General features: G+C 50.1%; 11 protein-coding genes. 1 reads left to right on the top strand and 10 read right to left on the bottom strand.

The window, feature by feature from the left end:
• Positions 1-57 precede the first annotated feature (57 nt).
• Positions 58-969, top strand: a complete 912-nt coding sequence (locus FHS77_RS06785; RefSeq protein WP_184221628.1) for a TraB/GumN family protein — start codon at positions 58-60, stop codon at positions 967-969.
• Between the two features lie 78 nt (positions 970-1,047).
• Here the strand turns inward: FHS77_RS06785 and lpdA are convergent, their stop codons facing one another.
• From lpdA to FHS77_RS06735, 10 genes are all read right to left on the bottom strand, one after another.
• Positions 1,048-2,454: a dihydrolipoyl dehydrogenase gene (gene lpdA / locus FHS77_RS06780; protein ID WP_184221626.1), complete on the bottom strand. Its 1,407-nt coding sequence runs from the start codon at positions 2,452-2,454 to the stop codon at positions 1,048-1,050.
• Between the two features lie 117 nt (positions 2,455-2,571).
• Positions 2,572-3,078, bottom strand: a complete 507-nt coding sequence (locus FHS77_RS06775) for a hypothetical protein (RefSeq protein WP_246431260.1) — start codon at positions 3,076-3,078, stop codon at positions 2,572-2,574.
• A gap of 114 nt (positions 3,079-3,192) precedes the next feature.
• Entirely contained in the window at positions 3,193-3,843 is a 651-nt protein-coding gene (locus FHS77_RS06770; protein ID WP_184221622.1) for a LysE family translocator, read from the bottom strand.
• Positions 3,844-3,925: 82 nt separating this feature from the next.
• Complete coding sequence (gene odhB / locus FHS77_RS06765; RefSeq protein ID WP_184221620.1) at positions 3,926-5,152, bottom strand: 2-oxoglutarate dehydrogenase complex dihydrolipoyllysine-residue succinyltransferase; 1,227 nt, start codon at positions 5,150-5,152, stop codon at positions 3,926-3,928.
• Between the two features lie 57 nt (positions 5,153-5,209).
• Positions 5,210-8,200, bottom strand: a complete 2,991-nt coding sequence (locus FHS77_RS06760) for a 2-oxoglutarate dehydrogenase E1 component (RefSeq protein ID WP_184221618.1) — start codon at positions 8,198-8,200, stop codon at positions 5,210-5,212.
• 269 nt (positions 8,201-8,469) lie between these two features.
• Positions 8,470-9,372, bottom strand: a complete 903-nt coding sequence (gene sucD, locus FHS77_RS06755; RefSeq protein ID WP_184221616.1) for a succinate--CoA ligase subunit alpha — start codon at positions 9,370-9,372, stop codon at positions 8,470-8,472.
• Positions 9,373-9,375: 3 nt separating this feature from the next.
• Positions 9,376-10,572: an ADP-forming succinate--CoA ligase subunit beta gene (gene sucC, locus FHS77_RS06750; RefSeq protein ID WP_184221614.1), complete on the bottom strand. Its 1,197-nt coding sequence runs from the start codon at positions 10,570-10,572 to the stop codon at positions 9,376-9,378.
• Between the two features lie 99 nt (positions 10,573-10,671).
• Positions 10,672-11,634 carry a malate dehydrogenase gene (mdh, locus tag FHS77_RS06745; protein WP_184221612.1) on the bottom strand — a complete coding sequence of 321 codons (963 nt, stop codon included), beginning with the start codon at positions 11,632-11,634 and terminating at the stop codon, positions 10,672-10,674.
• Positions 11,635-12,582: 948 nt separating this feature from the next.
• Positions 12,583-13,740 (bottom strand): cell division protein ZapE, encoded by a 1,158-nt coding sequence (zapE, locus tag FHS77_RS06740; RefSeq protein WP_184221610.1) that lies wholly within the window; start codon positions 13,738-13,740, stop codon positions 12,583-12,585.
• 115 nt (positions 13,741-13,855) lie between these two features.
• Positions 13,856-14,407 carry a protease inhibitor Inh/omp19 family protein gene (locus tag FHS77_RS06735; protein ID WP_184221608.1) on the bottom strand — a complete coding sequence of 184 codons (552 nt, stop codon included), beginning with the start codon at positions 14,405-14,407 and terminating at the stop codon, positions 13,856-13,858.
• Positions 14,408-14,693: the final 286 nt, after the last annotated feature.

Below are 14,693 nucleotides of genomic sequence, written 5' to 3'. Positions count from 1 at the left end.
CAAAAATCTCATGCGCAAGAGGCTTCAGTAAGCAGCTGTAAGCCGGTTAAAAATCTGTTGCCGGATTTCACTAAGAAACATCCTGACACTTATCAAAAACTGCAAAGTGAAGCTGAAAAAACGCCCAACCATTCCGGCCTGTTGTGGAAAGTAACCAAGCCGGATGTAAAAACCTCTTATCTTTTCGGTACAATGCATCTGAGCGATCCGCGTATTTCCAATGCGCCGGCGCAGGTTTTGGAATTGCTGGACAAGTCCGAAACAGTCATCATCGAAACCACCGATGTTCTTGATCCGCCATTTATCAATAAAATTCTGAGCAACCAGCCTGATCTCATCCAAATGCAGGGCAATGACACATTGTCCAAACTGTTTTCCGACGAGGAGCAACTGGAAATTCGCCAGCAATTGTCCAAGCGAAATCTCAGCCTCGCCGCCTTTGACAAGCTTCAGCCGTGGATAGTCACCAATCTTTTGAGCATACCGCAATGTGAAAGCGTGCATCAGGCACAAGGTAAAGTCGCGCTGGATATGATGCTGGCAAAACGTGCACAGGAGCAGGATAAAGATCTCGTCGGGCTGGAGACCGCAGCAGAACAATTGGAAGCGATGAAAGCGCTGCCGATGGAGTTTCATCACAAAGGCTTGCTCGCAAGTGTGCGTTCAATCGAAGAGATTGATGATTTTATGGAAACCCTCACCCATCTTTATCTCGAAGGGCGCATCGGACTGATGGCACCTGTGTTGCAGGCTCTTGATGAAGACGGTCTCAATGATGAGGATTATCAAAAATTTGAAGAGATCATGATCAACAAACGTAATCACAATATGGTGGAGCGTGGCCTGACTTTCTTCAATCACGGCGATGTTTTTATGGCTGTTGGCGCATTGCATTTGCCAGGCGAAGACGGCCTCGTGGAATTGTTACGTGCCCAAGGCTTTACCGTCGAGAATGTATCGCTGAACTAACAAGCGCATCCCGCCGCATATCACAACAAAAAAAGCCCGGATGAAATATCCGGGCTTTTCTCATTTACACAATGCAAATTACATATGGATCGGCTTGCCAGATGTAGCCATGGCCGATTCACGCACAGCTTCCGACATGGTTGGATGCGCATGGCAGGTACGTGCCAGATCTTCTGAAGAACCGCCAAACTCCATCAGCACGGCCAGTTCATGGATCATTTCACCGGCATTGTAGCCAAGGATATGTGCGCCCAGAACTTTATCAGTAGCTTTGTCTGCAAGAATTTTCACAAAACCATCGGTGTGCTGCATAGCGCGTGCACGGCCGTTTGCAGTGAACGGGAATTTGCCGACTTTATATTCAACGCCGGCAGCTTTCAGCTCTTCTTCGGTTTTACCAACAGAAGCTACTTCCGGCTGGGTGTAAACAACGCCCGGAATAACATCAAAATTCACGTGGCCTGCCTGACCAGCGATGATTTCAGCAACGGCGACGCCTTCATCTTCAGCTTTGTGCGCCAGCATCGGGCCTTTAACCACGTCACCGATGGCATAAATACCGGCAATATTGGTCTGCCAATGATCGTTGATCGCAACGCGGCCACGTTCATCAAGCGCCACACCTGCCTCTTGAAGACCCAGACCATCCGTGTAAGGACGACGACCGGTTGCAACCAGCACCACATCGGCTTCCAGCACTTCGGCATCGCCGCCTTTAACCGGCGAATAGGTCACTTTCGCGCCTTTACCGGCTTTTTCAACGCCGGTGACTTTCGCACCCAGCTTGAAAGCCAGACCCTGTTTTTCCATCATGCGCTGGAAGTGCTTGGACACATCACCGTCCATCGCGCCCAGAACCTTGTCGAGATATTCAACAACGGTAACCTTGGTGCCAAGACGTGACCAGACGGAACCGAGTTCCAGTCCGATAACGCCGCCGCCAACAACGATCATGCTTTCCGGTACTTTGTCAAAAGACAGAGCGCCGGTTGAAGAAACAATGATCTTTTCATCGAAGGCAACTTCAACACCAGGAATACCGGCAACATCAGAGCCAGTTGCGATAATGATATTTTTGGTGGTCAGTTCTTCAACTTTACCATCTTCGGATGTGACCGAAACCTTGCCCTGTGCAACCACTTTACCGGTGCCGGTGAAAGCGGTGATTTTGTTTTTCTTAAAGAGGAACTCAACACCGGTGACGTTTGCTTTGACCGTATTGTCTTTGTGCGCCAGCATTTTTTCCAGGTTCAGCTTCGGCTTGCTCACTTCAACGCCAAGCGCATCAAAAGAATGACCGGCTTCTTCATAAACTTCAGAAGCATGCAGCAGCGCCTTTGAAGGAATGCAGCCAACATTGAGGCAGGTGCCGCCATATGTCTTACGCTTTTCAATAACCGCTACTTTAAGGCCTAACTGCGCGGCTTTAATAGCTGCCACATAACCGCCTGGTCCGGTTCCGATGACGACGACATCGTAAGACATTCAATAATCCTCTTTACTTTCAACGAGGGCATAACTGCCCTTTGATGGTTGGTAACTCACGGCTCAAACCCAGTGAGTCATTGCTATTCACATCTGCCTTGTCAGGCAGTTTTAAACTTATTCAGCTTCCTGCGTGCAGGTTTTGAAGCGGAACGCTTCCCATGTCAGCGGTTCAGCAGGCTTGGCCTCGCCAAAGTCATAAGCATCCAGCGCACCAAGCAGGTCAGGAAACAGCACTGTCTGGGCAGCAGGCTCTTCCGCCTTTGGCAATGGTTCAGCTTCAGCTGCCTCTTTCAGCGCATAAACTACGCCCTGCCAGATGCTGCAATCTTCCAGATCTTCAGATGATGCTCCCGCATCACCGCAATTATACATAATCATCGCCAGTGGACGCTTGACCGCCTCTTCCGGCCAAACCACCAAGCCGGTTAGTTTAAAGTCCGGCTTTTCGTTGGAAACAATCGTAAATTCATTGGTCGGCGCAGGGCTGAATTGTAAATCATTCGACTCTTCAGGACGAAAGGTCAGCGTATAATTATCATCGCGATCGGTATAAACCGCACGATTTTGCATGCAGGCTGCAAAAGCGCTTGTCGGAGCAGCCACAATGCCTGCCAATAGCATCACAGATAGAGTTTTAGAAATCCTGCGATAACAGCTCATATGTTTTCTCCTCGGGTTTCCCGTCATTCATGCAAGTCCGCGCCATTCATACAAATCATCGAAAATTACATGCTTTTACATATGGGCCTTTTCTGTGGCCAGTTTCAGTCCCAGCGTGATAAAAACCAAACCACTGACCCGATCAATCATTTTGCCCGCCCGCGCAAATGCTGCCTGCATATGCGGCGTTGTCATAAACAATGAGACACAGACAAACCAGCTAATCAGGCAGATGGCCATCAGCATGCCATAGCCAAGCTTGATCTCTGTCGGTGTATGAACGCTCACCACAGTTGAAAAGATCGAAAGGAAGAAAAATACCGCCTTCGGATTAAGTGCATTGGCTGCAAATCCAAGGCTGAAAGCTCTCATAAAGCTTTGCTGTTTTTCCGGTGTTTTAGGTGCAACACCCTCCGGGCTTATTTGCACAAAACCACCCGATGAGCGCAACGCCTTGATGCCGATATAGACCAGATAGGCCACGCCGCACCATTTCACCAGATTAAACAAATAGATCGATTTGGAGATAATGAGGCCAAGCCCCAGCACTGTATAACTCACATGCATCATCAGTGCCGCACCAATACCAAAACTGGTGATAATTGCTTGTCTGCGTCCGTGCACCATAGCTTGTCGCATAACCATAGCCAGATCAGCGCCGGGCGAAATCACTGCAAAAGCAAAAATCGCCATCAATGATGCCAGTTCGATCAGGTATGCGTGCATGGTTCTGACCCGGTAAAGTGCGACGAAACAAACAAATCAAGAGAATGAGCGGCGACTATAATAGCCGCCGCTCTTATAAGAATTAAAGATCAAGAACCAGACGTTCCGGATCTTCCAGGCTGTCCTTAACACGCACGAGGAAGGTTACCGCTTCCTTGCCGTCAACGATACGGTGGTCATAAGACAGAGCCAGATACATCATCGGACGGATAACAATCTGACCGCCGACAACAACCGGACGCTCCTGAATTTTGTGCATGCCGAGAATACCCGACTGCGGTGCATTGAGGATTGGCGAAGACATCAGCGAGCCATATACACCACCATTGGTGATGGTGAAGGTGCCGCCCTGCATATCGGCCACAGAAAGCGAACCGTCACGGGCAGATTTAGCCAAACGACCGATTTCTTTTTCGATTTCAGCAATCGACATCTGATCAGCATCGCGCACAACCGGCACAACCAGACCTTTATCGGTACCAACAGCCATGCCCACATGAGCAAAGTTCTTGTAGATGATGTCGGTGCCGTCGATTTCAGCGTTAACAGCCGGAAGTTCTTTCAAAGCATGAGTAACAGCTTTGGTGAAGAAGCCCATGAAGCCGAGCTTCACGCCGTGTTTCTTCTCAAAGATATCCTTGTAGCGCTTACGCAGATCCATAACCGCAGACATGTCCACTTCGTTGTAAGTGGTGAGCATGGCAGCAGTGTTTTGCGCGTCTTTCAAACGACGTGCAATGGTCTGGCGCAGACGGGTCATTTTCACGCGTTCTTCACGCACTTCATCACCAGCTGGTGAAGCAGCACGGGCAACAGCCGGAGCTGCCACAGGTGCCGCTGAAATGCCCTTGGCAACGGCATCAAGCACATCGCCTTTAAGAACCTGACCACGCTTGCCGGAACCGGCAACCTGATCAGCACTCAAACCGCTTTCAGCCAAAAGCTTGGCAGCGGATGGTGCTGGTGACATTGCCAAGCCCGAAGAAGCTGAACCTGTTGATGCTGCAACAGGTGCAGCGGCAGCAGCAGGTGCGGCAGCTACTGGTTTTGGAGCGGCTGCAACAGCTGCACCATCGGTGGAAATCTGGCCAAGAAGAGCGTTTACTTCAACAGTATCGCCTTCCTGTGCAGTGATTTCAGCCAGAACGCCGGCAGCGGCGGCTGGAACTTCAATCGTTACTTTATCGGTTTCCAGTTCGACAAGCGGTTCATCGAGAGCGACAGCTTCGCCGACTTTTTTGAACCATTTGCCAATGGTTGCCTCAGAGACGGATTCCCCAAGTGTAGGAACGCGGATTTCGGTGGCCATGGTTTTATCTTCCGTTGATCTCAAGTCTGAAAATTCTGATGAAAGGCGTCCGGCTCATTAAGAGCCGAGCGCATCTTCAAGGAATGCTGCAAGCTGTTCCAGATGTCTGGACATCAAGCCTGTTGCAGGTGATGCGGCAGCCGGACGGCCTGTATAACGGGCGCGCGGATATTTTGCATCAATATGCGCAAGTACCCATTCCAGATAAGGCTCGATGAACGACCAGGCGCCCATGTTCTTCGGCTCTTCCTGACACCATACAATTTCCGCACCGCGGAAACGCGACAGTTCATTGATGAGCGCCTTTGCCGGGAACGGATAGAGCTGCTCGACGCGCAACAGATAGATGTCGTCGATACCGCGTCTCTCACGCTCTTCGTAAAGATCATAATAGACCTTACCGGAGCAAAGAACCACACGACGGATTTTCGCATCTTTCTGCAACTTGATCGGCTGGTCTTTCAGATATTGCGCATCATCCCACAACAGACGGTGGAAGGATGAATCGCCTGAAAGTTCATTCAAGGTCGAAATCGCACGCTTATGGCGCAGCAATGACTTTGGTGTCATCATGATCAGCGGCTTGCGGAAATCACGCTTCATCTGGCGACGCAGAATATGGAAGTAGTTGGCCGGTGTGGTGACATTGGCCACTTGCATATTGTCTTCGGCGCAAAGCTGAAGGAAGCGTTCCAGACGGGCGGATGAATGCTCAGGACCCTGACCTTCATAGCCATGCGGCAGAAGGCAAACAAGACCGGACATACGCAACCACTTACGCTCACCTGATGAGATGAACTGGTCAAAAACCACCTGCGCACCGTTGGCGAAGTCACCAAACTGGGCTTCCCACAGAGTCAGCGCACGCGGATCAGACAATGAATAACCATATTCGTAGCCAAGCACGGCTTCTTCCGAAAGCATCGAGTTGATGGCTTCGTAGATCGCCTGGCCTTTTTGAATATTATTCAGCGGAATGTAACGGTTCTGGTTTTGCTGATCATAAAGAACGGTGTGACGCTGCGAGAAGGTGCCGCGTTCGACATCCTGACCGGAAAGACGGATCGGATTGCCTTCCGATACAAGCGTACCAAAAGCCAGCGATTCTGCCGTTGCCCAATCAATGCCCTCACCGCTTTCAATCATCTTGGCGCGGTTGTCGAGGAAACGCTGAACAGTACGGTGCACGTTGAAATCGCTTGGAACTTCAACCAGCTTCTTACCGATTTCTTTCAGAGTTTTCAGCGGCACGCCGGTTTTGCCACGGCGCTGCTCATCTGCATTGTCCGCAGTGCGCAAGCCCGTCCATGCACCATCCAGCCAGTCAGCCTTGTTCGGCTTATAGCTCTGACCTGCTTCAAACTCTTTTTCCAGATTTTCGCGCCATTGCGCTTTCATCTGGTCAACTTCTTCCTGTGTCACCAGACCTTCAGCAATCAGCTTGTCGCTATAGAGCTGCAAAGTGGTCTTGTGCGCACGGATTTCCTGATACATCAAAGGCTGGGTGAACGCAGGCTCATCACCTTCGTTGTGACCAAAGCGACGGTAGCAGAACATATCAACCACAACTGGCTTGTGGAATGTCATGCGGTATTCAATCGCAACTTTTGCAGCAAAAACAACAGCTTCCGGATCATCACCATTCACGTGGAAAATCGGCGCTTCGATCATCTTGGCCACATCGGACGGATATGGGGACGAACGGGAGAACGCCGGATTGGTGGTGAAACCGATCTGGTTGTTGATGATAAAGTGGACAGTACCGGCAACGCGGTGACCACGCAGGCCGGAAAGACCCAGGCACTCAGCCACAACACCCTGACCGGCAAATGCCGCATCACCATGCAGAAGCAATGGCAGCACTTTGACACGTTCAGTCAACGGTACCAGATCATCACGGGTGCGGCCAACAAGCAGATCCTGCTTGGCGCGGGCTTTACCCATCACAACCGGATTGACAATTTCAAGGTGGGACGGGTTGGCGGTCAGCGACAGATGCACTTCATTGCCGTCAAATTCACGGTCGGATGATGCACCTAAGTGGTACTTTACGTCGCCTGAACCTTCCACATCATCAGGAGCGTAAGAACCGCCCTTGAACTCGTGGAAAATAGCACGGTGTGGTTTGCCCATAACCTGTGAAAGCACGTTGAGACGGCCACGGTGAGCCATACCAAACACGATTTCTTTCAAGCCCATGGAGCCGCCGCGTTTGATGATCTGCTCAAGAGCAGGGATCAGCGACTCACCGCCATCCAGACCAAAACGCTTGGTGCCTTTATATTTAACATCGATGAACTGTTCGAAGCCTTCTGCTTCAACCAGCTTCGACAAAATTGCTTTTTTACCTTCAGGGGTAAATGCAAAGCCTTTATCCGGGCCTTCGATACGTTCCTGAATCCAGGCTTTTTCAGCCGGATTGGAAATGTGCATGAACTCTACACCCATGGTCGAGCAATAGGTGCGCTTCAAAATAGCCAGCATTTCCGGAATAGTGGCATATTCCAGACCAAGCACATTATCGATGAAGATTTTGCGGTTATAATCAGCCGGTGTAAAACCGTAATTTTCCGGCTCCAGCTCATTATAAGCATCTGGCTTTTCGGCAAGACCAAGCGGATCCAGATTGGCATGCAAATGGCCACGCATACGATAAGCGCGGATCATCATAATGGCATGAACGGAATCGCGGGCTGCCTGTGTCAGCTCTTCTGCGGTCAGTGCCGTGTTCGCGTCTTTACCTGCCTTGGCTTTCAGCTTGTCGGTGACGTGTTTTTCAACATCTGCCCAGTTGCCGTCCAGCGCTGAAACCAGCTCGCCGCTTTCAGCAAGCGGCCAGTTCGGCTTGGTCCACGATGCGCCCTGCGCATTTTTGCGCACATCGTCAGCATCGTCATTCAGTTCTGAGAAGAAATCACGCCACTGCTGATCGACAGAATTCGGATCATCCTGAAACTTAGCGTATAGTTCCTCAATATAATCGGCGTTACCACCGTAAAGGAACGAAGTGAGGGCGAAAACGTCGTTAGCCTGTTCTTGCCTTGCCATAACTTATCCGGAGGCCGAGCCCCGTCTCCTCTTAGCAGTTCATCTTCGCGCGGGTTGAAATTTTCTCCCCTCACGCGGTCAGGGCGGAACTGTGCGGCACCCCTGACATCAGGACTGTATAAAACTTCAAAAATCAGGCCGATTTAAGGGCAGTTTCATACAAATATTCAAATAGTTAGTCCGGAACTGAAATTCTCGCCTCATTGCGCAAATCCCGGCACCAGCTTAAAAGCCGGAACCGGGAAATATTTAACGAGAGCCGTTCATCCTCAGCCCTTCAGCACTTCAACGAGCGTCTTGCCAAGCTGTGCCGGTGACGGGGATACGCGGATACCCGCAGCTTCCATCGCAGCAATCTTGTCTTCCGCTCCGCCTTTACCGCCAGAAATGACGGCACCGGCGTGCCCCATGGTGCGGCCTGGAGGTGCTGTACGTCCTGCGATGAAGCCAACCATTGGCTTCTTGCGACCGCGCTTGGCTTCGTCAGCGATGAACTGTGCAGCTTCTTCTTCAGCCGAACCACCGATTTCACCGATCATGACGATCGACTTGGTTTCATCATCAGCAAGGAACATTTCCAGCATGTCGATGAATTCTGTACCCTTTACAGGGTCGCCACCAATACCAACAGCAGTTGTCTGGCCGAGGCCTTCGTTGGAGGTCTGGAACACTGCTTCATACGTCAGTGTACCTGAGCGCGACACAACGCCAACCGAACCTTTTTTGAAGATATTGCCCGGCATAATGCCGATTTTGCATTCTTCAGGGGTCAGGATACCAGGGCAGTTAGGGCCGATGAGGCGTGATTTCGAACGTGCCAGACGTTCCTTCACGCGCACCATATCCATGACCGGAATACCTTCAGTGATGCAAACGATCAGCGGGATTTCAGCATCAATGGCTTCGATGATCGCAGCTGCGGCACCTGCTGGCGGCACATAAATCACAGACGCATCAGCACCGGTGACATCGCGGCCTTCAGCAACACTTGCGAAGATCGGCAGAGTCTGGCCTTCAGCACCGGTCCAGTTCTGACCACCTTTTGCAGGGTGAATACCACCAACCATCTTGGTACCGTAATAAGCCAGTGCCTGTTCGGTGTGAAATGTACCGGTTTTACCGGTCAGACCCTGTACGAGAACCTTGGTGTCCTTGTTAATCAGAATGGACATGCCTCAATTTCCCTTCACTGCTGCGACGATTTTCTGCGCCGCATCGTCGAGATCGTCAGCTGAAATAACATTCAGACCGCTCTCGTTGATGATTTTCTTACCCAGTTCCACGTTGGTGCCTTCAAGGCGCACAACGAGCGGAACTTTCAGACCGACTTCCTTAACAGCTGCGATCACGCCTTCTGCGATGATGTCGCACTTCATGATGCCCCCGAAGATGTTGACCAGAATGCCTTCAACAGCCGGATCAGCTGTGATGATTTTGAAAGCTGCGGTTACTTTTTCTTTGGTAGCGCCGCCGCCAACATCGAGGAAGTTTGCAGGTTCTGCGCCGTAAAGCTTGATGATGTCCATGGTGGCCATTGCAAGGCCTGCACCATTGACCATGCAGCCGATGTTGCCATCAAGCGCTACATAAGCCAGATCATATTTCGATGCTTCGATTTCCTTGGCATCTTCTTCACTTGTGTCGCGCAGTTCCATGATATCTGCATGACGATACAAAGCATTACCGTCAAAAGATACTTTGGCATCCAGCACGCGCATGCGGCCGTCTGTCATGACGATGAGCGGGTTGATTTCCAGCAGGCTCATGTCTTTTTCGGTGAAGGCTTTATAAAGGATCGGGAAAAGCTTCAAAGCATCTTCGCGGGCTTCGCCTTCAAGCTTCAGCGCATCAGCAAGCTGGTTTGCATCAGCATCAGTCACACCGGCTTCCGGATCAATCGCAACAGTGATGATCTTTTCAGGTGTTGCTTCTGCAACAGCTTCAATGTCCATGCCACCTTCGGTAGAGACAACAAAAGCCGGACGGCCAACGGTGCGGTCGATAAGCATGGAGAGATAAAGCTCACGCTCAATGTCTGCGCCATCTTCGATGTACAAACGGTTGACCTGCTTACCGGCAGGGCCGGTCTGTGCGGTTACCAGTGTGTTGCCGAGCATTTCTTTTGCATTGGCAACAACTTCTTCAACCGACTTGGCAAGGCGTACACCGCCCTTTGCATCAGGGCCGAGCTCTTTAAACTTACCCTTACCGCGACCACCTGCGTGGATCTGGCTCTTGACCACATAAAGCGGACCAGGAAGCGTTTTTGCCCATTCTTCCGCCTGTTCAACGGAATAAACAGCCACACCATTGGCGATTGGCGCACCAAACGAGTGCAGCAGACGCTTGGCCTGATATTCATGAATATTCATCTGGATGTCCTTTGCGGATTTCCCGATCTCTTGTTTTCAAGGATCGTTTCAGAAAAGCTTAAAAAATGGCCAGTGATACCACCAGCCATTTTTAGCAGATTACTTGAGTGCCGGTGCAATGCCCTTACAAGCATCGCAAAGACCGGCAACGGAAGCGACCGACTTCTCGAACTCAGCTTTTTCAGCTTCGTTCATTTCGATCTCGATGACGCGTTCAACACCGTTGGCGCCAATGATAGTCGGAACACCGACATACATGTCATTTACGCCATATTGACCGGTAAGCTGTGCAGCAACCGGCAGAACGCGCTTCTTGTCCTTCAGGTAGGATTCAGCCATCTGGATTGCAGAAGCAGCAGGTGCGTAGAATGCAGAACCGGTCTTCAGCAGGCCAACGATTTCTGCACCGCCGTCACGGGTACGCTGAACGATCTGGTCCAGCTTTTCCTGGCTTGTCCAGCCCATCTTCACCAGATCCGGCAAAGGAATACCGGCAACAGTGGAGTAACGGGTCAGCGGAACCATGGTGTCGCCATGGCCGCCCAGCACGAATGCTGTGACGTCTTCAACGGAAACTTTAAACTCCTCAGAGAGGAAGTAGCGGAAACGTGCGCTATCCAGAACACCGGCCATACCAACAACCTTATTGGCTGGCAGACCGGAGAATTTCTGCAATGCCCAAACCATCGCATCGAGCGGATTGGTGATGCAGATAACAAAAGCGTCAGGTGCGTACTGCTTAATGCCGGCGCCGACCTGCTCCATAACCTTCAGGTTGATACCCAAAAGGTCATCGCGGCTCATGCCTGGCTTACGTGGTACACCTGCGGTCACGATTACAACATCAGCGCCTGCGATGTCCTTATAATCGTTGGTACCGGAATAATTCGCATCAAAACCATCAACAGGTGACGATTCTGCAATATCAAGCCCCTTACCCTGCGGGATACCTTCAGCGATATCGAACAATACGACATCACCGAGTTCTTTCAGGCCGGCCAAATGAGCCAGCGTACCGCCGATCATACCAGAACCAATTAGGGCAATCTTGCTGCGTGCCATGTTAGTTTCTTTCCTCAAGCTGTGATTCACAGAAACGCCGAAACAAGCTCCGGCGACAGCCCGGAAATAGCTTTAGCGCTGATGCTCACTAAGCTCTTTCCGGGAATAACTCAACTAATAAATTTCACCTCAATGATTTCAATCGGTTAGATTTATAAGTTCTTACGTAAACGTCAAAATCTTGATTCTCTAAAGAGCTTTTTTGTGCTTCGAAAACCAAAAAATCCAATGAAATGGTGCGGGATGATTTCAGCAAAATTGCGACCTCCGGACAGGTTTCCGGACGTCTTTAAAATCTGAAACAGACAGCTGTTTCATGCTGTTAGCAGATCTTCGAATTGCTCAAACCTCCCAAGTTTAATCCGGCAATACGCACAAAAAATCATGCGATATTCCCGTTCAGGCATTAGACCGCCATGTGCCGGACTTGGCACATAAAGGTCGCTCTAATACTTTAAAATCAGAGCATAATTTTACCTTAAACTAATCCAAATTTAAGGAATTATTCTCCAGCCTGATCAACCTCAACTCCCGTATAAAATCCCGCGGCATCACCTTGTGACTTTATACATTTAAACCGGTAGTCCCTGCTTTCAATCCTCATTCAAGCAGCGCATCCACCAACACAAGTGCCTGCATCCGATAAAACCGGAAAGAATTCCAGTTCTACGAAAGCATTAGAGCAGTTTTATAAGACAAATATGAAACCGGTTTTTGTCTTTAAAAACTGCGGTATTATCGGCAATGAAGCGACTGATCAGTTCAGTATTAATGCAATCGCTCTGCCCGATCATTCACGACCTCAACAATCAGCCACAAAAGCCGTTTTTACCGGCTCTTTTGCAGCTTTCATTTATTAGAATAGAGCAGTTATCACAAAATCACAACCGGCGACAGACCCAGCCCGCTCACCCTGTTGTTAAGCGCAAATCAGCTCAAAATTCCAGATCAAGCAGGCTCCACGGCCGCCAGATATTCTGCACTCTGCATTTCAAATAAACGTGAAGCGGTGCGGTCAAATTCAAAAGCTTCCGTTCCCGAACGCGCAATGTAAAGCTTCTCAGGCGCCGCCTCTGCTGAGACAAACAATTTTGCGTGATGATCGTATAAAGTATCAATCAACAAAATGAAGCGCTTGGCTTCATTCCGTCTTGCCAAGTCCAGCACCGGCACATGATCGAGAAAAATCGTCGGAAACTGGCTGACAATGGCAATATAATCCGCAGCAGCCAGCGGTTTGGCGCATAATTCATTAAAGGAAAACCGCGCTGCACCTGCAACACTGCGTGAAACAATAATTTCACGCCCTTTAATACGGATAATCGCCTGCTCTTCCTTTGCACCTGCTTTCTGCGCCTCCCATGCCTCATCCATCTGCCTGTCGGCATCACTGCTTAAAGGCGAAAGATAGACCGGCTGAAGATCAAGCTTTTCCAGACGATAATCAGTGCGTGAATCCAAATTGATCACGCGTACATATTGCTTCAGCAAAGTGATAAACGGCAAAAAGAGCTGACGGTTCAAGCCATTGCGATAAAGATTATCCGGCGCCACATTGGAGGTGGCAATCAGCACCACGCCGCGCTCGAAAAGTGCCGCGAACAAACGCGACAAAATCATCGCATCCGTAATATCGGTGACGGTAAATTCGTCAAAGCACAAAACCCAAGCCTGCTCGCTTAAAGCGTCAGCAACCGGCAGGATCGGGTCTTCAATTTTGGTGGTGCCGTTTTTAAATGCCTGACGATGGGCATGAATACGATCATGCACATCGGCCATAAAATCATTGAAATGCGCACGGCGCTTGCGTTCAATCGGCAAAAGCTGAAAGAACATATCCATCAGCATGGTTTTGCCGCGCCCGACTTCACCATGGACATAAAGCCCATGAATGATGCTTTGCGTCTGTTTATTACGCCCGAACAACCACCCCAGCGCACTCGACTTGCGCGATAATCGCTTGTTGCAAATAGCGTTAATCAGCTGATCGTAAAGATCAGTCAACTCAAGCTGAGCCGGATCTTTATCCACATCACCGGCCAGAACCATAGCTTCATAGTGCTCACGTACAGAAGGGAAAGCCTTCAAATTGCCATCAAACGACATATCTAAATCATCATCCTATCTGCACATCTACAGAATTTAAGAAAAAGGGCACCTGATCAGTGCCCCATTCATATATCTGCAATTTTGTCTTAAAGCTTAATAGCCAAGCCAATCATTAACGAGACAAGCTCAGCGGCTGACCGCTGGATGTCTGGCCGTCAAAACGGCTTGCACCGCTCGAGTAAAGCGAAGCAACGGTGTCGCCATTTGCATTATAAAGAGTAAGCTGTTTGCCACTCACTGCCCAAGAGGTCAGGCTTGCCAATTCGCCCGGGCAACGCAGCGGACCTGCGCGGTAACCCTGACCAAATTTGGTCTGCGGCGTTGCAATCTTACAGCTCTGCCCGCCGAGATTTGCATTCCACACACCAGCAACACTGCCAGCGGTGAGAGTTGGTGCGGTTTCCGGTGGCAGGCTTGCTACCTGCTGGCCACCTTCCGGCTGACCTGCATTCACATTACCGTCCATACCGGTTGTTGGCGCAGTCGGGAATTGATCCGGATTAGCAGGTGTCAAAGGCTGCTTTTGCACAGTGCCCGCAGGTGCAGGTCGCAATGGTGCTGCCGGATAGCTTGAATTCTGATTATCAAACCGGGAACTTTGACAACCGGCCATCAGGATGCCCGCGACTGCAACAGTGAGCAAGCTAGCTTTTGAAATTCCCATACGGATCTCCATTGCGTCAGAGGAATGTTATTCCACCTGCCATAATCTACAAGTTACTAATAAAATAGGCATAAGATAAAAATGCAACATTGTTGATGGATTTTTTAAGGCGGCAGGGTTGCTGAACCGCCATATCGCCTTTTTTAAAACAGACTGGGGCTTAACAGCCACACTTAAAAAGCTGAAAACGCTACTTTTACACTCAAGAAGCGCATTTATCGCAGAATCAGTCAGCGCAATCCACGCAAAGCCTGTTCAAGACACTGGCAATTTCGTGTCTTTTCCC

Origin of the sequence: Paenochrobactrum gallinarii, assembly GCF_014205685.1 — a bacterium.
Taxonomy (GTDB): Bacteria; Pseudomonadota; Alphaproteobacteria; order Rhizobiales; family Rhizobiaceae; genus Paenochrobactrum; species Paenochrobactrum gallinarii.
This window is presented reverse-complemented; position numbering and strand designations above follow the sequence as displayed.

Coding starts and splice junctions, on each gene's coding strand:
- lpdA (WP_184221626.1), bottom strand. CDS start 2,454: ATGTCTTACGATGTCGTCGTCATCGGAACCGGACCAGGCGGTTATGTG.
- FHS77_RS06775 (WP_246431260.1), bottom strand. CDS start 3,078: ATGCTATTGGCAGGCATTGTGGCTGCTCCGACAAGCGCTTTTGCAGCC.
- FHS77_RS06770 (WP_184221622.1), bottom strand. CDS start 3,843: ATGCACGCATACCTGATCGAACTGGCATCATTGATGGCGATTTTTGCT.
- odhB (WP_184221620.1), bottom strand. CDS start 5,152: ATGGCCACCGAAATCCGCGTTCCTACACTTGGGGAATCCGTCTCTGAG.
- FHS77_RS06760 (WP_184221618.1), bottom strand. CDS start 8,200: ATGGCAAGGCAAGAACAGGCTAACGACGTTTTCGCCCTCACTTCGTTC.
- sucD (WP_184221616.1), bottom strand. CDS start 9,372: ATGTCCATTCTGATTAACAAGGACACCAAGGTTCTCGTACAGGGTCTG.
- sucC (WP_184221614.1), bottom strand. CDS start 10,572: ATGAATATTCATGAATATCAGGCCAAGCGTCTGCTGCACTCGTTTGGT.
- mdh (WP_184221612.1), bottom strand. CDS start 11,634: ATGGCACGCAGCAAGATTGCCCTAATTGGTTCTGGTATGATCGGCGGT.
- zapE (WP_184221610.1), bottom strand. CDS start 13,740: ATGTCGTTTGATGGCAATTTGAAGGCTTTCCCTTCTGTACGTGAGCAC.
- FHS77_RS06735 (WP_184221608.1), bottom strand. CDS start 14,407: ATGGGAATTTCAAAAGCTAGCTTGCTCACTGTTGCAGTCGCGGGCATC.